Origin of the sequence: Streptomyces sp. NBC_01498, assembly GCF_036327775.1 — a bacterium.
Classification (GTDB): Bacteria; Actinomycetota; Actinomycetes; order Streptomycetales; family Streptomycetaceae; genus Streptomyces.
In genome coordinates, this window is sequence record NZ_CP109598.1 from 6,122,362 (window position 1) to 6,148,091 (window position 25,730).

Sequence of the window (25,730 nt, forward strand, 5' to 3'; positions counted from 1 at the left end):
CTGACGGTGCCCCGGTGGTCCGCACCCGTACGGGGGGTGCGGACCACCGGGGCACCGGTCAACGGTCAACGGCTCGGTCAGGTCGGGAAGTTCATCAGCGCCAGCGGGTCGGACGTCGGCTGCGGGGAGCCGCCCGCCGGTTCCACGGTGATGCCCATGCCCGACGCCTCGCCGACGGCGCCGGCCATCAGCACCGAGTCCGACGTCACGGACGGATCCAGCAGACCCGCGTCCCGCATCGTGCCGTCGTCGTTGAACCAGAGCTGGTACACCTTGCCGCCGGGCGGCTTCGGCAGACCCGTCGCGATGAACGCCGCCTTGTCCCGGGCCTTCGACACGACCACCGTGCCGGTCGCCCCGTCGGTCAGCCCGCCCGTCCTGATCCTGGCGTCGGGCGCCGCGAGTACGGCGGCCAGCTCCTCGGACCGCTGCTGCGAGGCGCTCGCCCGCGCACGGGCGTCCTGGGCCTCCTGGTGCTGCCACACCGCGATCCCGCCGAAACCGGCCGCGGCGGCCAGACAGGCGGCGAGCGCGAAGCGCGACAGCGCGCGGCCCTTCGCACCGCCACCGCCACGGGACTCCCGGGAGACCCTCGGCGGCTCCTGGCGTTCGGCGGCGATCCGCCGCAGCACCCGCTCCTTCAGCTCCGGCGGCGGGGTCACCGCCACGGCCAGTCCCAACCGGGTGGTGGTGGCGGCCAGTTCACGCACTTCCTGCGCACAGGCCTGACACACCCCCAAGTGCCGTTCGAACTCGGCGCGTTCGTCGGGAGCCAGGGCGTGCAACGCGTAGGCGCCGGTCAACGTGTGCAGTTCGGCTGTGCTGCTCATGCGCTCACCCCCAGGCAGTCGCGCAGCCGGATCAGTCCGTCGCGCAGTCGGGTCTTGACCGTGCCGAGCGGCACGGACAGCAGTTCGGCCACCTCGCGGTAGGCGAGCCCCTGGTAGTACGCCAGGGTGACCGACTGGCGCTGGAGCTCGGTGAGAGTACGGAGACAGCGCCGTACCTGTTCACGCTCCAGCCGGGATTCCACCTGTTCGGTGACCTCGTCGAAGGCCGGTGTCCGGTCCAGCAGCGCCGCCCGGTGCTCGCGGTCGCTGGACGCCTGGGCCGAACGGACCCGGTCCACCGCGCGCCGGTGCGCCAGGGTCAGCACCCAGGTCATGCCGCTGCCGCGGGACGCCTGGTAGCGGGGCGCGCTGCGCCAGACCTCCAGCAGGACCTCCTGGGTCACCTCCTCCGACTGGGCGGGATCGCGCAGGACGGAGCGGACGAGCCCGAGTACGGGGCCCGAGACCAGGTCGTACACCCGGGCGAACGCCTCCTGGTCGCCCCTGGCCACCTGGCCCAGCAATTCCTGAAGGTCGGGCCCGGCAGAAGCGGGGCCGCCGATATGCACGGCTTGTTTCACGCGGCTGTTCCTCCACGGTGCGGACGGGCGGGCCGTCCGGACGCGGCGGACGGTTTCACGTGTGTGTTCGGAGCCGGTCCCGCATCGGATTGGTCCGGTTGTTCGCCGGTCGCCCGTGCGGCGGACGCCCGTGCGCCGGTCACCCGTCCCCGGTCGCCCGTGCGAGGGATGCCGTGCCCCGCCAACGTACTCCGCGCACCGCACCCGGTGGGGCGGGACGGGCACCGCCGCACGCGGCGGCCGTACGGCCCGTACAGGACGCCCGGCCGTTCGACGGCCCGCGTACCGCACCCGGCGGCGGACGGGATCCGCCCCCGACCCCGCACAGCACGCGACCGCCGGACGGGGTGGGCTGATCCCGTCCGGCGGTCGAGGGCGTGTACGGCCCGGGGCTCAGGCCGCCGGACTCTCCTGCTCGCGCTCCACCTGCTCGTTCCACTCGCGCTTGACCGCGCGCCACGCCTCGTCGTTCTGGCCCAGCCGCCAGTAGCCCGAGATGGACAGCCGCTCGCGCGGGATCGCGCGGTCCTGCCGCAGATGGCGGCGCAGCTCCTTCACGAACCCGGCCTCGCCGTGCACGAAGGCGTGCACGTCACCGGGTGGGAACTCCAGCGCCCGCACGGCCGTGACCAGCGCCGCGCCGAACGGGCGCTCCCCGCGGTGCAGCCAGACGATGTCGGCGCCGGGCGGAGCGGCGATCTTCAGCTCCTCGTCCGGGCCCTCGACCTCCAGGAGGACCACCATCCGGGCGCCCTCCGGGGCCCGCTCCACGGAAGCGGCTATCGCGGGCAGCGCGCTCTCGTCCCCCACGAGCAGATGCCAGTCGGCCGCCGGGTCCGGGGTGTACGACCCGCCGGGCCCCAGGAACCGCACCGTCTCACCGGGCTGGACGGCAGCCGCCCAGGGGCCGGCCAGGCCCTCGGAGCCGTGCACGACGAAGTCGATCGTCATCTCGCCGGCGGCCCGGTTCCACTCGCGCACCGTGTACGTACGGGAGGTGGGCCACTGCTCACGCGGCAGCTCCGCGCGGATCCGGTCCAGGTCGAACGGCTCCGCATAGCTCACCCCCTCCGGGGCGAACAGCAGCTTCACGTAGTGGTCGGTGAACTCGTCCGCGTCCAGCCCGGCGGCTCCGTCGCCGCCGAGGACCAGGCGCACCATGTGCGGTGTGATCCGCCGGGTGCTCACCACGCGTGCCTCGCGGACCTTCGGTGACGTACGTGTCTGCTGTGCTGCCACGGCGGTCTCCCCTGACTGGTATGGGCGCCCCTCGACGCGCGGGAGTTGCTTAGGTTTACCTAACCTAACACTCCGCCGCCGGGGTTACCTCCGGTCCGGCTCCCGGTGGACACTCCCGTCCCTCCAGCCTCCGCCGTGACGCCCCGAGCCGCTACTTCCCGAGCGTGACGAGCAGCCGGTGCAGCGCGTTGTTGAGCCCCCAGCGGGAGGCCAGCGCCTCCAGGGTCTCCGGATCGAGCGGCTCGGCGGGCAGCGCCGGATCGAAGGCGGGCAGCGGGACGTCCCCGGCGACCCGCACCACCGTCGGCGCGACCGCCAGATAGGCCCGCGACTCGTCAAGCCGCTTGCGCTGCGAGGGCGTCAGCGCGGAACGGGGGTCGTCGACGGCCGCCATGATCCCCGCCAGGTCGCCGTACGCGTCGATCAGCTTCGCGGCCGTCTTCTCACCGATCCCCGGCACCCCGGGGAGCCCGTCGCTCGGGTCGCCGCGCAGCAGCGCCAGATCCACATAACCGGGCCCGTCCACCCCGTACTTCCCGCGCAGCCACGCCTCGTCCGTCACCTGGAGCGAGCCGACACCCTTCAGCGGATACAGCACCCGCACCCCGCGCGCGTCGTCCACCAGCTGATACAGATCCCGGTCGCCCGTGATGATGTCCACCGGCCCGGACGCGCGGGCCGTGAGGGTGCCGATCACATCGTCCGCCTCGTACCCCGCGACGCCCACGCGGGCGATGCCCAGCGCGTCCAGCACCGCCTCGATGACCGGCACCTGCGGCGCGAGCGTGTCGGGCGTCTCCTCCTCGTCCGGCCCCTCCGGCGTCTCGACCGCCACCCGGTGCGCCTTGTACGACGGGATCAGATCCACCCGCCACTGGGGCCGCCAGTCCGCGTCCCAGCAGGCCACGAGATCGTCCGGCCGGTGGTCCTGGACGAGCCGGGCGATGAAGTCGAGCAGCCCCCGCACCGCGTTCACGGGCGTACCGTCGGGGGCCCGCACCGAGTCGGGGACGCCGAAATAGGCGCGGAAGTAGAGGGAGGCGGTGTCGAGGAGCATCAGGCGTCGCGTCACACCCCGATGATGCCCCACGGCACTGACAACGGCCGCCGACGTGCGCACCGGCCGCGCACCCGCCCCCGTCCCCCCCCGTCTCCCCGTTCCCCGATGCTCGTCCCCTCGCCCCTCCGGTCCGTGACCGCGCGCGGTCGGTGCCCGGCGGCGTACGTTGGAGGGTGGCGCTACGTGGCAGTAACCGGAGCGTCCCCGCCGTGTCCGCCCGCCTGTTCGTACCGGAGGCGGATCGGCGGCGGGTGGGGCGGACCGCCCTTGCGAGGCCGTCAACTCTGAGAGGATGACGGCCCGGCCGGAGGGAGCCCAGACATGGACGACAAGGAAGCGCTCAGGGTGGGCGCCGCCGTCCGAAGGCGGCGCAGGTCCCTGGGGCTGACGCTGGCGGCCGTCGCCGACCGCAGCGGACTGTCCGTACCGTTCCTCAGCCAGATCGAGAACGAACGCGCCCGGCCCAGCGCCCGCTCGCTGGAGCGGGTGGCCGGCGCACTGGAGACCAGCACGGCCGCGCTGCACGCCGCGGCCGACTCGGCACGCACCGTCGACGTCGTACGGGCCGGGGACGGCGCTCCCGGGGTGCGCCGGGTGGCCCGCGGCGGACACCAGCTGCACGCCAAGGAGTACACCGGCGAACTGGACACCGGGCGCGAGTACCAGCACCGCAACGACGAGGTCATGTACATCGCCGACGGGTCGGTGGAGGTCGAGGCCGAGGGCTGCGCCTACCGCCTGGAGCGGGGCGACACCCTGTACCTCTCCGGGGGAGTCCGGCACCGCTGGCGGGCCACCGAGCCCGGCACCCGCATCCTGGTCGTCGCCGTCGCCGAGCAGATCGACGCGACGTACGACACCCGCCGCTGAGCGCCTCCGCCATGACCACCGGGAACAGCGTGCCGAGGGCGAGCGTGCCGCCGGGGCCGCTGTCTGCGGCGGGTCCGCGCGGCCCCCGTGTGGTGTCGCTCGTCCCCTCGCTCACCGAGGCCGTCGCGGTCAGCGCGCCGGGCCTGCTGGTCGGCGCGACCGACTGGTGCACCCACCCCGCCGGCCTCGGCGTCGCGCGCGTCGGCGGCACCAAGAACCCCGACGTCGCCGCGATCGTCGCGCTGCGCCCCGATCTCGTGGTCGCCAACGAGGAGGAGAACCGCGCGCCTGACCTGGCCGCGCTGCGCGCCGCGGGCATCGAGGTCCTGGTGACCGAGGTGCGCGACCTCGACCAGGCGTTCGCCGAACTGGAACGGATGCTGGTGACCGGGTGCGGGCTCGCGGTGCCGCGCTGGCTGGAGGAGGCCCGCGACGCGTGGGCGGCGGTGCCGCCTCCGTACGGAGAGGGGCGCCGGGCGGTCGTACCGATCTGGCGCAGGCCCTGGATGGTGCTCGGCCGGGACACCTTCGCCGGGGACCTGCTGGCCCGGCTCGGGGTGCGCAACGTCTACGCCGACCGGGCCGAGCGCTATCCGCGGGTCCCGCTGGAGGAACTGCGGGCCTGCGGGGCCGATCTGGTGGTGCTGCCCGACGAGCCGTACCGCTTCACCGCCGACGACGGGCCCGAGGCGTTCCCCGGGCTGCCGGCGGCGCTGGTCGACGGGCGGTTCCTCACCTGGTACGGGCCGTCGCTGGCCGGGGCGCCGGCGGTGCTGCGGGCAGCGCTCCGCTGACCAGGCCGTGCGCGGTACGGGCCCAGACGACCGCCCAGGCGGCGGTCAGGAGCACGAAGAGGCCCACCGCCAGCCCGTCCAGGGCGGCCCAGCCGGTGGCACGGGCCAGCCCGGCGGCGCCGGTCACGCAGGTACCGACGGGGAACGTGAACGCCCACCAGGTGAGCGAGAACGGCATCCCGCGCCGCAGGGCGCGCACGGTCGCCGCGGCGGCGAGGGCCAGCCACAGCAGGGCGAAGCCGAGGACCGGGAGGCCGTACAGCACCGCGAACCCCGCCGGGGCGGAGACGGGCGGGGACACCGTGCCGAGCGCGCCGGAGGCCGCGTGGGCGAGATGGCCGGCCGCCGTCGTGGACTGCCCGAGCGGGCCGAGGACGAGGAGCAGCGCCGGGGTCAGGGCGAGCGGCAGCGGCCCGTACCGCACCAGCCTGCGGAAGATCAGCGGAAGCAGGGTGAGTGTCGCCGACAGGCCGAGGGCGAACAGGGCGCAGCAGACCGTCAGCAGCGCCTGCCGCCCCTGTCCGGCGGGCAGATGCGGGATCAGCGCGGGGCCCAGCGCCGCCGACACGAGGGGCGGCACGACCGCCAGCAGCCAGACCGGGGAGGCGTCGGCGGGCCGTACCCGGCGGCGTACCACCATCAGGCACGGGACGCCCACGGCCGTCACCAGACCGGCGAGGGTGCCGGCGGTGAACAGCGCGGCGGCCACGGCCACGGCCGCGCCCCCGCCGATCACCGGCCCGCCCACGGCGAGGGTGGCGCCGCCGACCGAGAGCAGCGCCATGGCCAGGCATCCGTAGAAGGGCGCCACGGCGGGGTCGAGAAGGTGGGCGCGGGCCTGGTCGCGGTGGTGGATCCAGTGCCCGGCGCGGGCCGCCGACACGGCCGCCAGCATCAGTGCCGACAGGATCCACACCGCGACGAAGAAGGAGCGGGCCACGGGGGCGGGCGGCGTGGACCAGGGGAGCGCGGAGCCCGATATCGCGACGATCGCGGTGCCCATGACGCTCGCGTACCAGTTGGGTCCGACATGGCGCAGGGCGGGGAAGCGCCGGGGGTGGGGCACGGCGGGTGGTGCGGCGGGCGCCGGGGGTGGTGGCGCCGACACGGTGGGGGCGGGGGTGGGCATGGTCGTACTCTCCTGGCTCGGCATCCTCCCCACCAGGCCCTTAGGTGTTATGAGGCCATAACCTGAACGTATGACCGATGAGCCGCTGTCGCCGACCCTCGCCCACCGGGTGCCCGAGCTCGGCGCGCTGGAACTGCTCATCGCGGTCGCCCGGCACGGCAGCATGGGCGGCGCCGCCCGTGAACTCGGCATCAGCCAGCCCGCCGCCAGCAGCCGGATCCGGTCGGTCGAGCGCCAACTCGGCGTCAGCCTCTTCGACCGCTCGCCCAGCGGCTCCCGCCCGACCGACGCGGGCGTCCTCGTCACCGACTGGGCGCGGCGGATCATGGAGGCGGCGGAGGCGTTCGACGCGGGGGCACAGGCGCTGCGCGACCGCCGTGACTCACGGCTGCGGGTGGCCGCCAGCATGACCATCGCCGAGTATCTGCTGCCCGGCTGGCTCATCGCCCTGCGCGCGGCCCGGCCGGAGACGGCCGTCTCGCTGCTGGCCGGCAACTCGGGCGCCGTCGCCGCGCGGCTGCTCGGCGGCGAGGCGGACCTCGGTTTCGTGGAGGGACTCGACGTGCCCGGCGGACTGGACGGCACGGTGATCGGCCGCGACCGGCTCGTGGTGGTGGTCGCCCCGGCGCACCCGTGGAGCGGACGGCGTACGCCACTGACACCCGCCGAACTGGCGTCCGCTCCGCTGATCCTCCGTGAGCGGGGCTCGGGCACCCGCCAGGTGCTCGACGCGGCGCTCGCCTCCTACGGAGGTCTCGCCGAACCGCTCCTCGAACTCTCCTCCACGACGGCGGTCAAGGCCGCGGTGGTGAGCGGCGCGGGGCCCACGGTGCTCAGCGAACTCGCCGTGCGGGAGGAGCTGGTGTCCCGCCGTCTTACGGAGGTACGGGTGGCGGGCATCGCGCTGGGCCGGGAACTGCGCGCGGTGTGGCCGGCGGGCCACCGCCCGACCGGCCCGGCCCGCGACCTGCTGTCCCTGACGCGCACGGCGTAGCGGGGAGGCGGCACCCCATGCGGGCGGGGCGGCACCCGTACGGGCGGGCGCCCGGGGCTGGACTGCGTCGTTCTCGCCGTCGATCAGGGCGTGGCACCCGTACGGGCGGGCGCCCGGGACGCTTGGGCTGTCGACGGTCGCCCGTGCTCGGCCCACCCGTTCCTCGCGGACCCGTGCGCGCTCTCCTTTTCGCCGGCGGCGCGCCGTTCGGCTCACCCGCCGGGATCGCGGCCACCCCCTGGGGTGTCCCCGTCGGGGCCGGGCAGCGGGCCGCCTCCCGCCGTCGCTGGGAAGGCACCCGCACGCGCGGCCCCCGGCACGGTCGGTCCCCCGTCAGGCCCGGGGGTCAGACGGCGGTCACGCGTGACCCGAGCCCGACGGGACCCGCGACGAGGCCGCGACCAGCGCCTCCATCACCCGGAGGTCCTGTCCCATCTCCGGATGCCACTGCACGCCCAGCGACCAGCGCCCGTCGACCAGTTCCACCGCCTCGACCGTCCCGTCGCCCGCGTACGCCGACGGGACCAGCCCCCGGCCCAGCCGGTCGACGGCCTGATGGTGGGAGGACGGTACGTCCGCCTCCTCCGGGACGATCGTGCCGTACCGGGTGCCCGGCACCGGCTTCACCGGGTGCGCGCCGAACACACCGAGGGTCGCGGCGGTGTGGCCCTCCAGATGCTGGATCAGCGTCCCGCCGAGCGCGACGTTCAGCAGCTGCATGCCCCGGCAGATCGCGAGGACCGGGGTGCCGGACTCCAGCGCCGCGCCGATCAGGGCCAGTTCCCACTCGTCCCGCTCCCTGGCGGGCGGTCCGGTACGGGGGTCGGGTTCGGCCCCGTACCGGACGGGCTCCACGTCCGGGCCGCCCGCGACGACCAGCCCGTCGAGGCGGGCGACCACCGGGGCGGCGGTCGCCGCCCCGTCCGGCGGGAGCATGACGGCCATGCCGCCCGCCCGCTGGACGAGCCGGGGATACGCCATGGGCAGCAGAGCTGCGGGCATGTCCCAGACGCCCCATTTGGCCGACGTCTCCAGATAGGTGCTGACGCCGATGAGAGGCTTCACTGAACGTTCCTCCGATGTGGTGCTGTGCTGTCGTGCTGTAGCGCGGTGGTGCCGTCCTGCGGTGGTGCCTCGTACGGGGCGCGGCGGGCGGGGCCCGTCCTCAGTCCCGTTCGAGTTCGGCCTCGGCCGCCGCCAGCGCGGCGAACTCCTCCTCGGGCGCGGCGGCGACCAGCCGGTGCCGACTGTAGAAGGCGAAGTAGGCCAGAGCCACCCCGTACACCCCGAGCGCGATGAACGCGGCGTCCTTGTCCACCAGGAACGTCGCCACCAGCGCCGACAGCGCCAGCACGAACGCGGTGCCGGAGGTCACCATGCCGCCGGGTGTCCGGTACGGGCGGTGCAGACCCGGTTCGCGGCGCCGCAGCACCAGGTGCGAGAGGGCCATCAGGGCGTACGAGATGGTGGCGCCGAAGACGGCGACGTTCAGCATCCGCCCGCCGTTGCCGCTGCCCGCGGCGAGGGCGAAGCCGATCGCCCCCGGTATCAGCAGACCCAGATACGGCGCCTTGCGGCTGCTGGTCAGCGAGAGGAACCGGGGCAGATAGCCCGCGCGGGAGAGCGCGAACAGCTGACGGGAACCGGCGTAGATGAGCGAGAAGAACGACGCGACCAGACCGGCGAGACCCGCGTAGTTGACGAACCGGCTGAGCGCGGTGGGTTCGCCGTCGCCCTGGAGCGCGACGACCAGCGGGTTGCCCGCCTCCTGGACGGCGGCCGAGCCACGGGCGCCCGTAGCGGCGAAGAACGTGATCAGGGCCAGCAGCACCAGCACACCCATGGAGATCGACAGCGCCCGGGGCAGCGAGCGGACCGGGTCCTTGGCCTCCTCGGCGGCCAGCGGCACGCCCTCCACCCCGAGGAAGAACCACATGCCGAACGGGAACGCGGCCCAGATGCCCAGCAGCCCGTAGGGCAGCCAGGAGTTGGAGCCGAAGGCGTCCTCCTGGACGGGAATGTCGTTGAGGCCGGAGCTGTCGAATTCGGCGAACGCGCCCACCGCGAAGATCAGCAGCGCGGCCACGGCGATCGCCGTCACGACCAGGCTGAAGCGCAGCGCCTCGCCGACACCCCAGAGATGGATGCCGATGAAGATCACGAAGCAGGCGAGATAGACCGGCCAGCCCGCCTCCAGCCCGAACAGGTCGAGCGACTCGACGTAGTCGCCGATGAAGATGGAGATCGCGGCCGGCGCCAGGATGTACTCGATGAGGATGGCCGTACCGGTCAGGAAGCCGCCCCAGGTGCCGAGCGCCCGGCGGGCGAAGCCGTAACCGCCGCCCGCCGTGGGCAGGATCGCGGACAGTTCGGCGAGCGAGAAGACAAGGCACGCGTACATCGCGCCCATCAGCAGCGTCGCGATGGCGAGCCCGCCGAAGCCGCCCTCGGACAGGCCGATGTTCCAGCCGGAGAAGTCCCCGGAGACGACGTACGCGACCCCGAGACCGGTCAGCAGCAGCCAGCCCGCGCTGCCGCGCTTCAGGGTACGGCGCCGCAGATAGTCCGCGTCGCCCGCGGAGCCGCCCGCCTTGGGATCCGAAGGCCCCGAAGGGTCGGGGACGCCGGGCGGACCGGCGGGTGGAATACGGGAGTCCGTGCCTTCGGCCATGAGCCGCTCCTGCCTCGGGATTCCTGCCTCGTCAAAGGTGTGAGGCCACACCATTGCGGCCGGAACGCCGGGGCGCAAGCCCTCTGCGTGAAGGGACTGTTACGGATCCGCGACGCGTACGCCCGGGGCTCGCCCACCCTCCCGCTACCCGCTCTCAGGCCAGGAAACCCCGCAGCAGGGCGGCCGTCCCGGCGCAGTGCTCGCGCATCACCCCGCGGGCCGCGTCCGCGTCGCCCGCCAGGACCGCGTCCACCAGCGCCGTGTGCTGCCGCTGGGAGTGCTCCAGGTTGCGCACCAGCAGCGGAATGCAGTCCAGCAGGTCGTTGACCCCCGCCCGCACCGCCGCGTACTGCTCGGTCAGCCGCGCCGACCCGGACAGCTCCGCCAGCGTCAGATGCAGCAGCGTGTCCCGCCGCCGGTACTCGCCCAGCGGGGCGTCGTGCGTCGCCGCCAGCGCCGTACGCAGCCGGGCCGCGCCCTCCCCGGTCAGCCCCTCCGCCGCGCACAGCCCCGCCGCGCCGACCTCCAGCACCTCACGGAAACGCAGCACGTCCTCGATGTCGACCCCGTCCACCCGGCGGCGCAGCTCCTCCTCCGCGCCCTGCCGCGAGGTGTCCGGACGGGCCAGGACGAACGTCCCGCCGTACCGGCCCCGCCGGCTCTCCACCAGCCCCTGGTCGCCCAGCACCTTCAGCACCTCGCGCAGCGTGACCCGGCTGATCCGCAGCCGCTCCGCCAGCTCCCGCTCGGCGGGCAGCCGCTCCCCGGCCGCCACCAGCCCCAGCCGCAGCACCTGCATGATCTGCTCCAGCGCCTCCTCGAAACCGTTGCCCGCACGCACGGGACGCAGGACAGGCGTCAACCTGTCCGCCGACGATTCACTCCGCCGCGCCCCGTCCTCCGTGGCCACGTCGCCGTCTCCCCTTCCCAAGCAAAGGTCTCTCGGAATACCTTAAGGTCCCCGGCTGGCCGATGGAGGAGTTGTCCCGTGGCAGACCGAAACCCCCCGCTCTCCGTCGAGGAGCTGCGCGCCGCAGTGGCGAGCGGCGAGATCGACACCGTCGTCCTCGCCTTTCCCGACATGCAGGGCAGACTCCAGGGCAAGCGCTTCGCCGCCCCGTACTTCCTCGACGAGGTCCTGGAGCACGGCACCGAGGGCTGCAACTACCTCCTCGCCGTCGACGTGGAACTCAACACCGTCGACGGCTACGCGATGTCCTCCTGGGAGAACGGCTACGGCGACTTCGCCATGCACCCGGACCTCGCCACCCTGCGCCGCGTTCCCTGGAACGAGGGCACGGCGATGCTCGTCGCCGACCTCGCCTGGAACGACGGCTCGCCCGTCGTCGCCGCGCCCCGCCAGATCCTGCGCCGCCAGCTGGAACGCCTCGCCGAGCACGGCTACACCGCGCACGTCGGCACCGAACTCGAATTCATCGTCTTCAGGGACACCTTCGAGCAGGCGTGGGACGGCGGCTACCGCGACCTCACCCCGGCCAACCAGTACAACATCGACTACTCGGTCCTCGGCACCGGACGCATCGAGCCCCTGCTGCGCCGGATCCGCAACGACATGACCGCCGCCGGCCTGACCGTCGAGTCCGCCAAGGGCGAGTGCAACCCGGGGCAGCACGAGATCGTCTTCCGGTACGACGAGGCACTGCTCACCTGCGACCAGCACGCCATCTACAAGACCGGCGCCAAGGAGATCGCCTCCCAGGAAGGCGTCTCGCTCACCTTCATGGCCAAGTACAACGAGCGCGAGGGCAACTCCTGCCACATCCACCTCTCGCTCCAGTCCGCCGACGAGCCCGGCACCAGCGTCATGGCGGGCGACGACCCCCACGGCATGTCCCCCGTGATGCGGCACTTCCTGGCCGGCCAGCTCGCCGCGCTCCGTGACTTCTCCCTGCTGTACGCGCCGAACATCAACTCCTACAAACGCTTCGCGCCCGGCTCCTTCGCCCCGACCGCCGTCGCCTGGGGCAATGACAACCGCACCTGCGCGCTGCGCGTCGTCGGCCACGGCCGCTCCCTGCGCTTCGAGAACCGGCTCCCCGGCGGCGACGTCAACCCGCATCTGGCCGTCGCGGGCCTGGTCGCGGCGGGCCTCTACGGCATCGAGCAGGAACTCGAACTCCCCGAGCCCTGCACCGGCAACGCCTACACCTCCGGCTACGAGCAGGTCCCCACCACCCTGCGCGAGGCCGCCGGCCTCTGGGAGCACAGCCCCATCGCCAAGGCCGCCTTCGGGGACGAGGTCGTCGCCCACTACCTCAACCTGGCCCGCGTCGAACTCGCCGCGTTCGACGCCGCCGTGACCGACTGGGAGCTGCGCCGCTCCTTCGAACGCATGTGAGGAACACCCCCGTGCCCGACCAGCCCGACGCCCACCGGATCCTCAACCCGGCCACCGAGGAGATCATCGCCACCGTCCCCGCGACCGGCGGCGCCGAGGTCGACGCCGCCGTCGCGCGCGCCGCCGCGGCCCAGCGCCGCTGGGCGGCGGCGGCCCCCGCCGACCGCGCCCGCCTGCTGCGCCGCTTCGCCGCCGAGGTCGACGGCCATCTCGAAGAACTGGCCCGGCTGGAGGTCCGGGAGGCCGGCCACACCCTCGGGAACGCCCGGTGGGAGGCCGGAAACGTCCGCGACCTCCTCGACTACGCCGCCGGGGGAGTGGAGCGCCTGACGGGCCGCCAGATCCCCGTCGCGGGCGGCCTCGACATCACCCTCCTCGAACCACTGGGGGTCGTCGGCGTCATCGCCCCCTGGAACTTCCCCATGCCCATCGCCGCCTGGGGCACCGCACCGGCCCTCGCGGCCGGCAACGCCGTCCTCCTCAAGCCCGCCGAGACCACCCCGCTCACCGCCCTGCGGCTGGCCGAACTCGCCCTGGAGGCCGGGCTCCCCGAGCACCTGTTCCAGGTGCTCCCGGGCGCCGGGGACGTCACCGGCCGGGCCCTCGTCGACCACCCCGGCGTCGCCAAGATCGTCTTCACCGGCTCCACCCCGGTCGGCAAGGAGATCATGGCCAGGGGCGCCCGCCTGGTGAAGCGCGTGACGCTCGAACTCGGCGGCAAGAGCCCCAACATCGTCTTCGCCGACGCCGACGTCGAACGCGCGGCGGCCGAGGCCCCGATGGCCTTCCTCGACAACGCCGGCCAGGACTGCTGCGCCCGTACCCGCATCCTCGTCCAGCGCACCGCGTACGACCGGTTCCTCGACCTCCTCGCCCCCGCCGTGCGCGCGGTCGTCGTCGGCGACCCGTCGGACGAGAAGACCCAGATGGGCCCGCTGATCTCGCGCGCCCAGCTGGAGCGCGTACGCGGGTACGTCCCCGAGGACCGGACGGCCGTCCGGGGCACCGCCCCCGACGGGCCCGGCTTCTGGTTCCCGCCCACCGTGCTGGCCGGCCTCCCCGCCGACGACCCCGCCGTCACCGAGGAGATCTTCGGACCCGTCGCCGTCGTCGTCCCCTTCGAGGACGAGGCGGACGCGATCCGGCTGGCCAACGACACCGCGTACGGCCTCTCCGGCTCGCTCTGGACCCGCGACCTCGGCCGGGCGCTGCGCGTCTCGCGCGCCGTCGCCGCCGGGAACCTGTCCGTCAACTCCCACAGCAGCGTGCGCTACTCCACGCCGTTCGGCGGCTACAAACAGTCCGGCGTCGGCCGGGAACTGGGCCCCGACGCCCTCACCGCGTTCACCGAGACCAAGAACATCTTCATCAGCACGGAGGCGTGACCCATGCCCGACGAGACCACCCCGGGCGCCGAGGTGCCCGTCTGCCGCCGACTGGTCGGCCGTACGGCCGTCATCACCGGCGCGGGCAGCGGCATCGGCCGCGCCACCGCCCGACGGCTCGCCTCCGAGGGCGCGCACGTCGTCTGCGGCGACATCGACACCACGGCGGGCGAGGCCGTGGCCGCCGAGGTCGGCGGCCTCTTCGTCCGCGTCGACGTCACCGACGCGGACCAGGTCGACGCCCTCTTCAAGAAGGCGTTCGACACCTACGGCAGCATCGACGTCGCCTTCAACAACGCGGGCATCTCACCGCCGGAGGACGACTCGATCCTCACCACCGGCATCGAGGCATGGCGCCGGGTCCAGGAGGTCAACCTCACCTCCGTCTACCTCTGCTGCAAGGCCGTCCTGCCCTACATGCGGCAGCAGCGGCGCGGCTCCATCATCAACACCGCGTCGTTCGTCGCGACCATGGGCGCGGCCACCAGCCAGATCTCGTACACCGCCTCCAAAGGAGGCGTGCTCGCCCTCTCCCGTGAACTGGGCGTGCAGTTCGCCCGCGAGGGCATCCGGGTCAACGCGCTCTGCCCGGGACCGGTCAACACCCCCCTGCTGCGGGAACTGTTCGCGAGCGACCCCGAACGGGCCGCGCGGCGCCTCGTGCACATCCCGGGCGGGCGCTTCGCCGAGGCCGACGAGATCGCCTCGGCGGTCGCGTTCCTCGCCAGCGACGACGCGTCGTTCGTCAACGCGACGGACTTCATGGTGGACGGCGGCATCGGCGGCGCGTACGTGACACCGCTGTAGGGACCCCCTCGCACCGTCGTGGTGCCACCCCGCCGGACGGGCCCCGGCCTGTCCGGCGAGGTGGCACGCGGACCACTCGTGGTCGGACGCACCCACGCCCCGACGCGCAGCCGACGACGGGCGCCGTCGAGCGCGGACCCCCGAGGTCAGAGGTACGTACGCCCCTCGCCCCGGTACGTCGGCACCGTCTCCGTCACCCGGTCGCCCTCGATCAGGTGCAGCCCGTCGAAGCGCTCGCACAGCTCCCCGGCCTTCGCGTGCCGGAACCACACCCGGTCGCCGATCAGCAGATCGTCGGCGGCGGAGCCCAGCAGCGGGGTCTGCACCTCACCGGCCCCCTCCTGCGGGTCGTACCGCAGCCCCTCCGGCAGATACGGCTCCGGCAGCCGGTCCCGGCCCGGCGCGCCCGACGCCGGATAGCCGCCGCCGAGCACGGTCACCACGCCCACCCCCGGCCTGCGCACGACCGGCTGCGCGAACAGCGCCGCCGGACGGCCCGTGAACGACGTGTAGTGGTCGAACAGCCGGGGCACGAACAGCCCCGAACCGGCGGCGACCTCCGTCACCGACTCCTCCGCGGCCGTGTGCTGCACACTGCCCGTCCCGCCGCCGTTGACGAACTCCAGCCCCGGCGCCACCAGCCGCACCGCGCGCACCGCCGCCCGGCGCCGCTCCGCCAGCTCCCTCCGCGCGGCCGACTGCATCAGCCGCACCGCGCGCGAACGCAGCGGCCGGCCCGCGACCGCGTCGCCGACACCGGCCACATGCCCCTCGTACGCCATCAGCCCCACCAGCCGGAAACCGGGTCTGCGCGCGATCGACCGGGCCAGCTCGGCCAGTTGGGCCGGCTCCCGCAGCGGCGAGCGCCGGGCCCCGATCCGGACCCGCCCGCCCCACAGCCGCAGCGCCGTGTCCAGCTCCAGACAGACCCGGATCTCCTCCCGCCCGCCCGACCGCGCGAGATCGATCAGATCCAGCTGCGCCGGATCGTCCACCATCACCGTCACCGCCGCGGCGAGCTTCGGATCGGCGGCCAGCTCCGCGAACGCCCCCCGGTCCACCGACGGATACGCGAGCAGCACGTCCTCGAAACCGGCCCGCGCCAGCCACAGCGACTCGGCCAGGGTGAAAGACATCACGCCCGCGAAGCCCTCCCGCGCCAGGACCCGCTCCAACAGCGCGCGGGAGCGCACCGATTTGCTGGCGACCCGGATCGGTTTGCCCGCCGCCCGGCGGACGAGATCGTCCGCGTTGGCGTCGAAGGCGCCGAGGTCGACCACGGCGAACGGGGCGTCGAGATGGGCGGTGGCCCGGTCGTACCGGGCCCGGTCGGTGGCGCGGGGAGTCATCGTCCGAGCTTGCCAGACGGGCTTACCCGACGGTAGGGGGATGTTCTGGTCAGATCCGCCCCGACCTGCGGACCTGTGCCCGCGGGGTGCTCCCCAGCCCGTAGAGTGACGCCCACGCGGCGACGAACGGGCTTGCCCCGGGCGGCGATCCGCCGTGGACAGGGCCGTGATCACAGGGGGGCGGATGAGTACCGAAGCGCGGCGCGCGGCCGTCCCGCCCCGCCCCTCCGGGCCACCGCCCCAGCCCCCTTCCGTACCTCCGCCAGGCCGGCCCGCCGGATCCGCGGGATCTGCCGGAACCGACCCGTCCGATTCCCCCGCCGACGATTCGCGAACGCGGGGCCGCGCAACGGGCGGACCGCAGGGGCCCGCCTCGAACACCGCCGGGCCCTTCCGTACGGAGCCGGGACCGCCCCAAGCCACCGGGCCGGCCGGAACACCCCCCGGCACCGCGGGCCGGGCCTCCGGCGGACAACCCGGCATACCCCCGCGCCCCGCCGGACCGCCCCCGCAGGGACCGCCCGCACAGCGCACCCCGCCGCCCCGGACGGCCCCGCGCCCCACCGCACCCTCCGGCACCGTGCCGCCCGACCAGGACACGGCCCGCCTGCGCCGCGTCCCCCCGGCGCCGCCCGTCGCCCCGGTCCCGCCACGCCCCACCCGGCCCCCGGCCCCGCCACCGGCCGCGTTCACCACCCCGGCGACCGCCCCCGGCCCCCAACTCCCGCCACCCCCGGCCGCCTTCAAGGTCGCGCACCGCCCCTCGTGGCCCCCCGGGGAGCCGCCCGCCCGTGCCTTCACCGAAGGACCCGCCGGCGCCCCGTACCTTCCGCCGCCGTCCCACCGCCGGCCGGCCGGCCCCGCTGACCCCGGCGACCCCGGACAGGCGACCGCCGGACCGCCGCACCCCCCGTACACCCGCCGCCCCGGCACGACGGCCGCCGCGCTCGCCTGCGTGATCCTCGGCGTCGGCCTGATCGGCGGCGCCGTCACCGGCAGCTGGCTCACCGACGAGTCGTCCGCCGACCCCGCGTCGGCCGCGGGCTACGCCTCGCTCCGCGCCCTCTGGCACAGCACCCCCGTCGACACCTTCTTCCCGCCCACCCTCACGGGCGACGCGGCGGGCCCCGGCGGCGCCGACCGGACCTGGACGAGGATCGCCGTCGCGCCCGACGGCGTCTGCGCCGGAGCCTTCGACCCGCTCCTCCTGAAGACGCTGCGCACGGTCGGCTGCGAACGGGTCCTGCGGGCGACCTACGTGGACGTCACCAACAGCGCCGTCGTCACCGTCGGCATGGCCTTCACCAAGGCCGAACCGGCCGCCATGGAGGCGCTGGACGCCCGGTTCACCGGCGAGAAGCTCGCCGAGCGCGCCGACCTGATGCCCCGTACGTACCCGGTGACGGGCACCGTCGCCGCCTCCTTCGGAGACGGGCAGCGCGCCAGCTGGACGGTGAACGTCCTCACGGAGGCGCCCGTCGTCGTCTACGCCGTCTCCGGCTTCGCCGACGGGCGCGACGTCCGCGACCCGCAGCCGGCCGCGCGGGCCGCCGCCGACGGCGCGAGGACCACCGTCGCCCAGGCCGGGCTCGGCCACGACGCCCAGGGCGTCGCCGAGCGGATCGGGCGGGGCCTGCGTACGACTGTCAGCACGGCAACGGAGCCGCCCGGATGACCCAGCAGCCCCCCGCACCGACCACGCCGAGGCGGACGGCACCGACGTCCCGCCGTCGCGCGCGTCGCGTCGCGGCCACCCTCGCCGCAGCCTCCTTCCTGCTCGCCGTTCCCGCCGCACCCGCCCACGCGGACGTCATCCGCGCCCAGCAGTGGGCCCTGGAGGCGATGCACACCGACGAGGCGTGGCGCACCACCAAGGGCGACGGCATCACCGTCGCGGTCCTCGACACCGGGGTCGACGCCACCCACCCCGACCTGGCCGGACAGGTCCTGCCCGGCAAGGACCTCATCGGCTTCGGCGCCCGGAGCGGCGACCGCGCCTGGGCCCGCCACGGCACCGCCATGGCCGGCATCATCGCGGGCCACGGGCACGGACCCGGCGGCGAGGACGGCGTCCTCGGCATCGCCCCCGAGGCGAAGATCCTGCCGGTCCGCGTGATCCTCGAAGGCACCGACCCGGACCGCGCCAAGGCCCGCAAGTCACGCGGCGGTTCACTCGCCGACGGCATCCGCTGGGCCGCCGACAACGGCGCCGACGTCATCAACCTCTCCCTCGGCGACGACAGCGAGTCCGCCCACCCCGAACCCGCCGAGGACGCCGCCGTCCAGTACGCCCTGGCCAAGGGCGCCGCCGTCGTCGCCTCGGCCGGGAACGGCGGTGAGAAGGGCGACCGCGTCTCGTACCCGGCCGCGTACCCCGGCGTGATCGCCGTCACGGCCGTCGACCGCTACGGCACCCACGCGGCGTTCTCCACCCGCCGCTGGTACGCCACCGTGAGCGCGCCCGGCGTCGACGTCGTCATAGCGGACCCCGACCGCCGGTACTACGAAGGCTGGGGCACCAGCGCCGCCGCCGCCTTCGTCTCCGGCGCCGTCGCCCTCCTCCGCGCGGCCCACCCCGAACTCAGTCCCGCGCAGATCAAGAAGCTGCTCACCGACACCGCGCGCGACGCCCCGGACGGCGGACGCGACGACGCCACCGGTTACGGCTTCGTCGACCCGGCGGCGGCGCTCGACGCGGCTGTCGAACCCGTCGCGGACGCCACCACGGCCGACAAGGCGACCGGCTACACCAAGCGGTACTTCGGCCGGGGACCCCGCGACACCGCCGAGGACTCCGAACCGGCCGGCTGGCTCGCCCCGCTCGCGGGCGGCCTCGGCGCGGTACTGCTGGCCGCGGCGGTGGTGCTCTGGCGCGGCGGACCGGTCAGCGCACGCCGCCCCCGGTACTGAGGGCGGCCCGCGCCACCGCCTCGACCAGCGCGACCCCCGCCTCCTTCGTGGTGTGCCCGCCCGACAGCACGGCCACCAGGACGGGACGGCCCCCCGCGACGACCCGGCCGACCGAGTTGACGACCCAAAGCCCCGTGGCGCTCAACGGCATCCAGCCGTTCTTGACGGCCGCCGCGCGCCCCGGGGAGCCGGGCACCGCCGCGCGCCCCACAGGCGCGTCCCCCGCCGCCGGGACGCCCCACGCCTGGTCCGCCACGACATGCGCCATCAGATCCGCCACGAAGGCGCGGGAACGCCCACCCAGCGGCGACGGCCCGTCGCCGAACACGGCGTCCAGCAGCGCCACCTGATCCGTCGCGGTGGTACGGGACAGCCCCCAGGCCCGCGCCGCCGTTGACCCCCGCAGTCCCAGCCGCCGGTGCGCCGCGTCCAGCCCGCCGGCCCCGCCGATCACCTGCCACAGCTCGGTCGCGGCGTCGTTGTCGCTGCGCTCGATCATCGCCGCCGCCCGCGCGTGCTCCCGGGGGGACGGCTCCCGGCCGGTGTCCTGGCAGCGCAGCAGCAGCGCGGCGAGGATGCCGACCTTCACGACGCTGGCCGAGGGATGGGTGGGCACCGGCGCGTGCCGGTACGCCGCGGTGGCCCCGGTGGCCGGGTCCCGGACGGCGACGTCGTACGTGACGCCCTCGCCGGCCGTCCCGACGAGCGGTTCGTTTCCGTCGCGCATGCGCTCCCCCTCCGTCCGTCCCCGCCGATTCTGCCCCCCGCCCTCCTTCTGAGGAGTACGGCTCTAGGCTCGACCCGTGGCACTCAAGAACATTCCCGATTCCGGCTTCTCCGCCGACGACGGCAGCGCCGACCCCGTCCTCACGGAGGCCCTCGCCGCCTGGTCCGCCGACCGCGCCGCCGAGCCGCGCGTCCTGGCCGCTCTCCGGGACGCCCGGCTGCTCGTCCCCGTCGTCGCCGTTCTCGGCGAGACCGAGGAGGACGAGCGGGGACTGCGGCGCGAGAAGAACAGCGACATGGCCGTTCCCACGCTCCGGGCCGGCGGCCGGCGCGCCCTGCCCGCCTTCACCTCGACCGCCTCGCTTGCCCGGTGGGACCCCGGCGCGCGCCCCGTCGCCGTACCCCTGCGCCAGGCGCTGAGCGCGGCGGCGCACGAGAAGGCCGACACCGTGGTCATCGACCTGGCGGGTCCGGTGCCGTACGAACTGGCCGGTCCGGCCCTGTACGCGCTCGCCGAGGGCCGCACCGGCACCGACCCGCTGGACGACCCGGCCGTCGTCGCGGCCGTGCGGGCGGTGGCCGCCGCCGAGCCCTCCGTACGGAGGGCGCACCTCGGTCCGGGGGAGGCCGACGGCACACTCGCCCTGGTCCTGCTCCCGGACGCCGCCCCGGCGGACGCGGTCCGCCGTGTCGCCTCCGCGCTGGCGGCGGACGACGTGCTGAGGGCCCGCCTGGTGCGCGGCCTGGACCTGGCACTGCTGCCGGCCGGTGCCGCGCCTCCGGGCGAGCCCCTGTTCGTACGGGACGGGCCGGCTCAGCCGTAGACGGGACCCGTGTACTTCTCGCCGGGGCCCTGACCGGCCCCGTCGGGGACCAGGGACGCCTCGCGGAAGGCCAGCTGGAGCGACTTCAGCCCGTCGCGCAGCGGCGCCGCGTGGAAGGAGCTGATCTCGGTCGTGCTCGCGTCCAGCAGCCCGGCCAGCGCGTGCACCAGCTTCCGGGCCTCGTCCAGGTCCTTGTGCGCGTCACCGTCCTCCGTGAGCCCGAGCTTCACCGCCGCCGCGCTCATCAGATTGACGGCGACCGTCACGATCACCTCGACGGCGGGGACCTCCGCGATGTCGCGGGTCATCGCGTCGAAGTCGGGGGAAACAGGGGAGTCGGAAGAAGAGGGCGTGTCGCTCATGCCGCCCACGATAGGCCCCACCACGGGGTGCCTCCGCCCCCGGTCACCGGCCTCCGGCACCAGGGGCGGAAGCGTGGCCGTGCCGTACGGAACGGCCACCCGGCCACAAGCTGCGGAAGACCCGCGGGCGTTCTACGGAAGAGGAGCGAGGATGCCCGGTGAGACAGGTCTCCCGTGGCTCGCCGAACAGTGCGGGGAGCCGGCCGACCCGCGTCCGGCGGAGCTCGACCTCCTGGTGGAGCGGGGGCCGGTCTCCGCCATGGTCCTGATCGCGGAGCGGTCGGTGACGGACCTGGCCACGTACCCGGCCCGGACCCGTGGGTTAGCACCTGCCTCCACCTGATGCTAACCTTGTGTTACGACCGGTCGGACACGTGTGTGACCGACCCACAAGTGGAGGCTCCGTTCTCCCACCTGGCTGCCCCTCGGGGCGGCGGGTCACCGGTCAGGCGGCGGCCATCGTTCCGTACGGACGATGGAGTCGCCCGATGCGCCCCGCGGTTCGACGCGGCGGTGTTCCGGTATTCATGGAGCTCCCGCCTGTGTCCTGTCGGGGCATTTTTCGTTTCTCCCCGCGGTTGGTCTGACGAAACAGACGTTACGCGGCTGTCTGCCAGGCGGCCGTGTGGTGCTACCGAGGAGGATCCATCAGCGCTGAGCCCCGCATTAACGACCGGATTCGTGTTCCCGAGGTCCGCCTTGTCGGCCCCAGCGGCGAGCAGGTCGGCATCGTGCCGCTTGCGAAGGCCCTGGAGCTGGCGCAGGAGTACGACCTGGACCTGGTCGAGGTCGCGGCGACCGCCCGTCCGCCCGTGTGCAAGCTCATGGATTACGGGAAGTTCAAGTACGAATCGGCCATGAAGGCCCGTGAGGCGCGCAAGAACCAGGCGCACACGGTCATCAAGGAGATGAAGCTCCGGCCGAAGATCGACCCCCATGACTACGACACCAAAAAGGGTCACGTCGTCCGGTTCCTCAAGCAGGGCGACAAGGTCAAGATCACGATCATGTTCCGCGGTCGTGAGCAGTCCCGCCCCGAACTGGGCTTCCGACTGCTCCAGCGGCTCGCTTCGGACGTCGAGGAGCTCGGCTTCATCGAGTCGAACCCGAAGCAGGACGGCCGGAACATGATCATGGTTCTGGGCCCGCACAAGAAGAAGACCGAAGCCATGGCCGAGGCCCGCGAAGCCCAGGCCGCCCGCAAGGCGGAGCGCCAGAGCCACGCGTCCGACGACCATGTCGACGAGTCTCCGGACGCCGTGCAGGCTCGGGCCAAAGCCGAGGCAGACGCCGAGGCCCCGGCCGAAACGTCCTCCGACGCGTGATCCACGGGGCCGCCCGCCAGGCGCCCCCGGGTTCCGCCCGGAATATCCAGACAGAGAACTGACGCTCCCGGCAGCCGGTCCGTCCGGTGGGAGCGCCACTGACGAGGAGAGAACGGCGCCATGCCGAAGAACAAGTCGCACAGCGGTGCCAGCAAGCGCTTCAAGCTCACCGGCTCCGGCAAGGTGATGCGCGAGCGCGCCGGCAAGCGCCACCTGCTCGAGCACAAGTCGTCGCGAGTGACCCGACGCCTGACCGGCACCGTGGAGCTGGCCCCGGGCGACGCCAAGAAGATCAAGAAGCTTCTCGGCAAGTGACGTCGCGGCCCCCGGTGACGGGGGCGCGCGACGCCAGGACCGGGATCCATCCGTTTCCGGGCCGGGTGAGCGGCGAGTGAATTCCGCCGAACCCAGCCCCGCTACAAGGAGTTAACAAGTGGCACGCGTCAAGAGGGCAGTCAACGCCCACAAGAAGCGCCGGGCGATCCTCGAGCAGGCCAAGGGCTACCGCGGCCAGCGTTCGCGCCTGTACCGCAAGGCCAAGGAGCAGGTCACCCACTCCCTGGTCTACAACTACAACGACCGCAAGAAGCGCAAGGGCGACTTCCGCCGGCTCTGGATCCAGCGGATCAACGCCGCCGCGCGCCAGAACGGCATGACGTACAACCGCCTCATCCAGGGTCTCAACGCCGCCAACGTCGAGGTGGACCGCAAGATCCTGGCCGAGCTCGCGGTCAACGACGCCCCCGCCTTCGCCGCGCTGGTCGAGGTCGCGCAGAAGGCGCTGCCGAGCGACGTCAACGCCCCCAGGGCCGCCGCCTGAGCCGTCGCCCGATCGCGGCACGGATCGCAGCACGTCCCGCCGGACCCGCAGGCAGCCCGCCTGCGGGTCCGGCGCGTTCCACGCACGGCCACGGGCATTCGTACGCCGCGCCCGCGTCCGCGCACGCCACGCGCCCCTCGCCGGCCGTCCCGGTCGGGCGCGTCCCGCGGCCGTAACACCGCCCGCGTGCGCCACGCGCGCGCGTATGTCCGCACGGGACGCACCGGACGCTCGGGACGCACCGGACGCGCGGTCCGCACAGGCACGCGCGTAGGTCCGCACCGGACGACACGAGAAGCGCACGAGAACCACAGAAGCGAGCCGCCGCCCATGGGCACCCCCGAGCTGATCTCCCCGCGTTCCCCGCGCGTCACCGCCGCCCGGCGGCTCGCCCGACGGGCCTTCCGGGGCAAGGAACGCCGCTTCGTCGCGGAGGGCCCCCAGGCCGTGCGCGAGGCCGTCGGCCACCGGGGCGACGACGGCGTCCCCACCCTGACCGAGCTGTTCACGACGGTCGAGGCCGCCGAACGGTACGCGGACATCGTCGCCGCCGCCCGCGCCGCCGGGGCGCGCGTGCACCACGCGGACGCCGCCGTGCTCGCCGACGTCTCCCAGACCGTCACCCCGCAGGGCCTCCTCGGTATCTGCCGCTTCCTCGACGTGCCGTTCGGGACGGTGCTGCGGGCGCGGCCCCGGCTGGTCGCCGTCCTCGCGCACGTACGCGACCCCGGCAACGCCGGTACCGTCCTGCGCTGCGCCGACGCGGCGGGCGCGGACGCCGTCGTCCTCACCGACGCGTCCGTGGACCTCTACAACCCCAAGTCGGTCCGGGCGTCGGCCGGTTCGCTGTTCCATCTGCCGGTCGTCGTGGGTGTCCCCGTCGAGGAGGCCGTGGCGGGCCTGCGGGACGCGGGCGTCCGGCTGCTGGCCGCCGACGGGGCGGGCGACGACGACCTGGACGACGAGCTGGACGCGGGCACCATGGGCGGCCCGACCGGCTGGATCTTCGGGAACGAGGCGTGGGGGCTGCCCGCCGGGACACGGGCGCTGGCGGACGCCGTCGTACGCGTCCCGATCCACGGCCGGGCCGAGAGTCTGAACCTGGCGACCGCCGCGGCCGTATGTCTCTACGCCTCGGCCAGGGCGCAGCGCGTCCGCACATGAGCTGAGGGGGTCCGCGCGGTCACCTTGAGCGATGAGAGCGAGTAGGGTGACCGGAAACTCGGGGGCCCACTGTGCTCTTCGGAAGAGGTGGGATGCGGGCATGACGGTCGGGGCGAGCGGGTCGGCCACCGCACGGGGACCTGTCCGGCCGGACCCGGGCGAACCCGGCGCATCCGACGCCGGGGACGCGGAAGGCCCTGAGGGTCACGGAGGCCGCGTAGGACCCGAAGGCGGCGGATCGCCCGGCGGCCCCGGCCCGGAGAACAGCGGAACACCCGCCGGCCCCGGCCCCGAAAGCACCCCGAGCCCCCTCGCCGTCGCGCGCCCCGCCGTCACCCGGAGCCCCGCCGCGACCGGGAGCCCCGCAGGCACCATGAGCCCCGTCCCCACCGCGCGCCCCGACCACCCCGGCAGCCCCCTCGCCACCGCGAACCCCGTCCAGGACCTCGGCGTCGACCCCGACGACCTCCCCGACGGGCTCGTCGTCGCCGACGAGACCGGCCGCGTGATCTGCTTCAACGCCGCCGCCGCCCGCATCACCGCCGTCGCCGCCGCCGAGGCCGTCGGCAGCCCCCTGGAACGCGCGCTGCCCCTCGAAGACCTCGAAGGCCGCCGCTGGTGGGCGCTGACCGACCCGTACGGCGGTCTGCTCACCCGCTACGGCCAGCCCGAACGCAACCTGCTGCTGCACGGCCGCGAGGTCCTGGTCTCCGCCCGCTACGTGCGCACCCGCCCCCAGGGCCCCGTCCGCAGACTCGTCATCAGCATCCGCGGCACCGAGGCCCGCCGCCGTACCGAACGCAGCCACGCCGAGCTGATCGCGACCGTCGCGCACGAACTGCGCTCCCCGCTCACCTCCGTGAAGGGCTTCACCGCGACGCTGCTCGCCAAGTGGGAGCGGTTCACCGACGACCAGAAGCGCCTCATGCTGGAGACCGTCGACGCCGACGCCAACCGCGTGACCCGGCTGATCGCCGAACTCCTCGACATCTCCCGGATCGACTCCGGGCGCCTGGAGGTACGCCGCCAGCCCGTCGACATCGCCACCGCCGTCGGCCGCCACATCCAGTCCTTCACCGCCTCCGGCCAGTCGCCGGACCGGTTCCTCGTACGGGTCCGGCAGCCGCTGCCCGATCTGTGGGCCGATCCCGACAAGATCGACCAGATACTGGGCAACCTGCTGGAAAACGCGGTGCGCCACGGCGAGGGAACCGTCACCATCGAAGTGGCACCCGCCCAGGTCAAGCATGTCGAGTACGCGCACGCCGAGCACACCCACGCCGACGGCGGCGCGAAAGGAACAGCGGTCACCGTGAGCGACGAAGGCCCCGGCATCCCCGAGGAGTCGATGAGCCGTGTCTTCACCCGCTTCTGGCGGGGCAGCAAGCGCGGCGGCACCGGCCTGGGCCTCTACATCGTCAAGGGCATCGTCGAGGCGCACGGCGGCACGATCACCGTCGGCCGGGGGCCCGGCGGCGGCGCCCAGTTCCGCTTCGTCCTGCCCGTCGGCGCCCCCGCCTATCTGGCGTGA

26 protein-coding genes are annotated in these 25,730 nt (G+C 74.1%); 15 read left to right on the forward strand and 11 right to left on the reverse strand.

From position 1 onward, the window contains the following. Window positions 1–77: 77 nt before the first annotated feature. The 4 genes from OG875_RS26120 to OG875_RS26135 all read right to left on the reverse strand — a co-directional run bounded on the left by OG875_RS26120 (window position 78) and on the right by OG875_RS26135 (window position 3,707). Window positions 78–830, reverse strand: coding sequence for an anti-sigma factor (locus tag OG875_RS26120; RefSeq protein WP_330176674.1), 753 nt, complete (start codon window positions 828–830; stop codon window positions 78–80). Further along, window positions 827–1,411 (reverse strand): sigma-70 family RNA polymerase sigma factor, encoded by a 585-nt coding sequence (locus OG875_RS26125; protein ID WP_330176675.1) that lies wholly within the window; start codon window positions 1,409–1,411, stop codon window positions 827–829. Before OG875_RS26125 ends, OG875_RS26120 begins: the two co-directional genes overlap by 4 nt. A gap of 393 nt (window positions 1,412–1,804) precedes the next feature. Then, window positions 1,805–2,650, reverse strand: a complete 846-nt coding sequence (locus OG875_RS26130) for a siderophore-interacting protein (protein ID WP_330176676.1) — start codon at window positions 2,648–2,650, stop codon at window positions 1,805–1,807. Window positions 2,651–2,801: 151 nt separating this feature from the next. Next, complete coding sequence (locus tag OG875_RS26135) at window positions 2,802–3,707, reverse strand: 5'-3' exonuclease (RefSeq protein ID WP_330177912.1); 906 nt, start codon at window positions 3,705–3,707, stop codon at window positions 2,802–2,804. 324 nt (window positions 3,708–4,031) lie between these two features. Here OG875_RS26135 and OG875_RS26140 point away from each other — a divergent pair, with 324 nt between their 5' ends. Together OG875_RS26140 and OG875_RS26145 are read left to right on the forward strand one after the other, a co-directional pair. After that, on the forward strand, window positions 4,032–4,580 hold the full coding sequence (locus OG875_RS26140) for a helix-turn-helix domain-containing protein (protein ID WP_330176677.1): 549 nt from the start codon (window positions 4,032–4,034) through the stop codon (window positions 4,578–4,580). Window positions 4,581–4,591: 11 nt separating this feature from the next. After that, on the forward strand, window positions 4,592–5,374 hold the full coding sequence (locus OG875_RS26145) for a helical backbone metal receptor (RefSeq protein WP_330176678.1): 783 nt from the start codon (window positions 4,592–4,594) through the stop codon (window positions 5,372–5,374). Here OG875_RS26145 and OG875_RS26150 read toward each other — a convergent pair. After that, the gene (locus tag OG875_RS26150; protein WP_330176679.1) at window positions 5,313–6,503 is read right to left on the reverse strand and encodes a TDT family transporter; all 1,191 of its coding nucleotides are present in this window, start codon (window positions 6,501–6,503) and stop codon (window positions 5,313–5,315) included. The two genes, OG875_RS26145 and OG875_RS26150, sit on opposite strands and share 62 nt — an antisense overlap. A gap of 70 nt (window positions 6,504–6,573) precedes the next feature. Here OG875_RS26150 and OG875_RS26155 point away from each other — a divergent pair, with 70 nt between their 5' ends. Continuing rightward, on the forward strand, window positions 6,574–7,497 hold the full coding sequence (locus OG875_RS26155) for a LysR family transcriptional regulator (protein ID WP_330176680.1): 924 nt from the start codon (window positions 6,574–6,576) through the stop codon (window positions 7,495–7,497). Between the two features lie 357 nt (window positions 7,498–7,854). Here OG875_RS26155 and OG875_RS26160 read toward each other — a convergent pair whose 3' ends face one another. From OG875_RS26160 to OG875_RS26170, 3 genes are all read right to left on the reverse strand, one after another. Then, on the reverse strand, window positions 7,855–8,562 hold the full coding sequence (locus tag OG875_RS26160) for a gamma-glutamyl-gamma-aminobutyrate hydrolase family protein (protein WP_330176681.1): 708 nt from the start codon (window positions 8,560–8,562) through the stop codon (window positions 7,855–7,857). 100 nt (window positions 8,563–8,662) lie between these two features. Beyond that, entirely contained in the window at window positions 8,663–10,168 is a 1,506-nt protein-coding gene (gene eat / locus OG875_RS26165; RefSeq protein ID WP_330176682.1) for an ethanolamine permease, read from the reverse strand. Between the two features lie 154 nt (window positions 10,169–10,322). Continuing rightward, window positions 10,323–11,078: a FadR/GntR family transcriptional regulator gene (locus OG875_RS26170; protein ID WP_330176683.1), complete on the reverse strand. Its 756-nt coding sequence runs from the start codon at window positions 11,076–11,078 to the stop codon at window positions 10,323–10,325. Between the two features lie 78 nt (window positions 11,079–11,156). Here OG875_RS26170 and OG875_RS26175 point away from each other — a divergent pair, with 78 nt between their 5' ends. The 3 genes from OG875_RS26175 to OG875_RS26185 are packed head-to-tail and all read left to right on the forward strand — an operon-like array spanning window position 11,157 to window position 14,719. Further along, the gene (locus OG875_RS26175; RefSeq protein ID WP_330176684.1) at window positions 11,157–12,527 is read left to right on the forward strand and encodes a glutamine synthetase family protein; all 1,371 of its coding nucleotides are present in this window, start codon (window positions 11,157–11,159) and stop codon (window positions 12,525–12,527) included. An 11-nt stretch (window positions 12,528–12,538) separates the two neighbouring features. Next, window positions 12,539–13,912, forward strand: a complete 1,374-nt coding sequence (locus OG875_RS26180; protein WP_330176685.1) for an aldehyde dehydrogenase family protein — start codon at window positions 12,539–12,541, stop codon at window positions 13,910–13,912. A gap of 3 nt (window positions 13,913–13,915) precedes the next feature. Beyond that, window positions 13,916–14,719 (forward strand): 3-oxoacyl-ACP reductase, encoded by an 804-nt coding sequence (locus tag OG875_RS26185; RefSeq protein WP_330176686.1) that lies wholly within the window; start codon window positions 13,916–13,918, stop codon window positions 14,717–14,719. 146 nt (window positions 14,720–14,865) lie between these two features. On the opposite strand, the gene OG875_RS26190 is transcribed toward OG875_RS26185, so the two are convergent. Beyond that, the gene (locus OG875_RS26190) at window positions 14,866–16,068 is read right to left on the reverse strand and encodes an amino acid deaminase/aldolase (protein ID WP_330176687.1); all 1,203 of its coding nucleotides are present in this window, start codon (window positions 16,066–16,068) and stop codon (window positions 14,866–14,868) included. Window positions 16,069–16,648: 580 nt separating this feature from the next. On the opposite strand from OG875_RS26190, the gene OG875_RS26195 reads away from it, so the two are divergent. Together OG875_RS26195 and mycP are read left to right on the forward strand one after the other, a co-directional pair. Next, on the forward strand, window positions 16,649–17,743 hold the full coding sequence (locus OG875_RS26195) for a hypothetical protein (RefSeq protein ID WP_330176688.1): 1,095 nt from the start codon (window positions 16,649–16,651) through the stop codon (window positions 17,741–17,743). Then, window positions 17,740–18,978 (forward strand): type VII secretion-associated serine protease mycosin, encoded by a 1,239-nt coding sequence (mycP, locus tag OG875_RS26200; RefSeq protein ID WP_330176689.1) that lies wholly within the window; start codon window positions 17,740–17,742, stop codon window positions 18,976–18,978. Before OG875_RS26195 ends, mycP begins: the two co-directional genes overlap by 4 nt. Here mycP and OG875_RS26205 read toward each other — a convergent pair. Next, complete coding sequence (locus OG875_RS26205) at window positions 18,953–19,705, reverse strand: serine hydrolase (RefSeq protein ID WP_330176690.1); 753 nt, start codon at window positions 19,703–19,705, stop codon at window positions 18,953–18,955. The genes mycP and OG875_RS26205 overlap by 26 nt on opposite strands. Window positions 19,706–19,781: 76 nt before the next feature. Between OG875_RS26205 and OG875_RS26210 the strand changes: the two genes are divergently transcribed. Beyond that, window positions 19,782–20,528 carry an SseB family protein gene (locus OG875_RS26210; protein WP_330176691.1) on the forward strand — a complete coding sequence of 249 codons (747 nt, stop codon included), beginning with the start codon at window positions 19,782–19,784 and terminating at the stop codon, window positions 20,526–20,528. Here OG875_RS26210 and OG875_RS26215 read toward each other — a convergent pair. After that, window positions 20,519–20,890, reverse strand: coding sequence for a DUF1844 domain-containing protein (locus OG875_RS26215; RefSeq protein ID WP_330176692.1), 372 nt, complete (start codon window positions 20,888–20,890; stop codon window positions 20,519–20,521). The two genes, OG875_RS26210 and OG875_RS26215, sit on opposite strands and share 10 nt — an antisense overlap. Before the next feature lie 151 nt (window positions 20,891–21,041). On the opposite strand from OG875_RS26215, the gene OG875_RS26220 reads away from it, so the two are divergent. From OG875_RS26220 to OG875_RS26245, 6 genes are all read left to right on the forward strand, one after another. Beyond that, on the forward strand, window positions 21,042–21,233 hold the full coding sequence (locus OG875_RS26220) for a hypothetical protein (RefSeq protein ID WP_330176693.1): 192 nt from the start codon (window positions 21,042–21,044) through the stop codon (window positions 21,231–21,233). 280 nt (window positions 21,234–21,513) lie between these two features. Further along, window positions 21,514–22,215: a translation initiation factor IF-3 gene (gene infC / locus OG875_RS26225; protein WP_330176694.1), complete on the forward strand. Its 702-nt coding sequence runs from the start codon at window positions 21,514–21,516 to the stop codon at window positions 22,213–22,215. Window positions 22,216–22,335: 120 nt separating this feature from the next. After that, a complete protein-coding gene (gene rpmI / locus OG875_RS26230; RefSeq protein ID WP_330176695.1) occupies window positions 22,336–22,530 on the forward strand; it encodes a 50S ribosomal protein L35 in 195 nt (64 codons plus the stop codon). A gap of 118 nt (window positions 22,531–22,648) precedes the next feature. After that, complete coding sequence (rplT, locus tag OG875_RS26235) at window positions 22,649–23,035, forward strand: 50S ribosomal protein L20 (protein WP_330176696.1); 387 nt, start codon at window positions 22,649–22,651, stop codon at window positions 23,033–23,035. Window positions 23,036–23,365: 330 nt separating this feature from the next. Continuing rightward, on the forward strand, window positions 23,366–24,199 hold the full coding sequence (locus OG875_RS26240; RefSeq protein ID WP_330176697.1) for a TrmH family RNA methyltransferase: 834 nt from the start codon (window positions 23,366–23,368) through the stop codon (window positions 24,197–24,199). 373 nt (window positions 24,200–24,572) lie between these two features. After that, window positions 24,573–25,730, forward strand: a complete 1,158-nt coding sequence (locus OG875_RS26245; RefSeq protein ID WP_330176698.1) for a sensor histidine kinase — start codon at window positions 24,573–24,575, stop codon at window positions 25,728–25,730.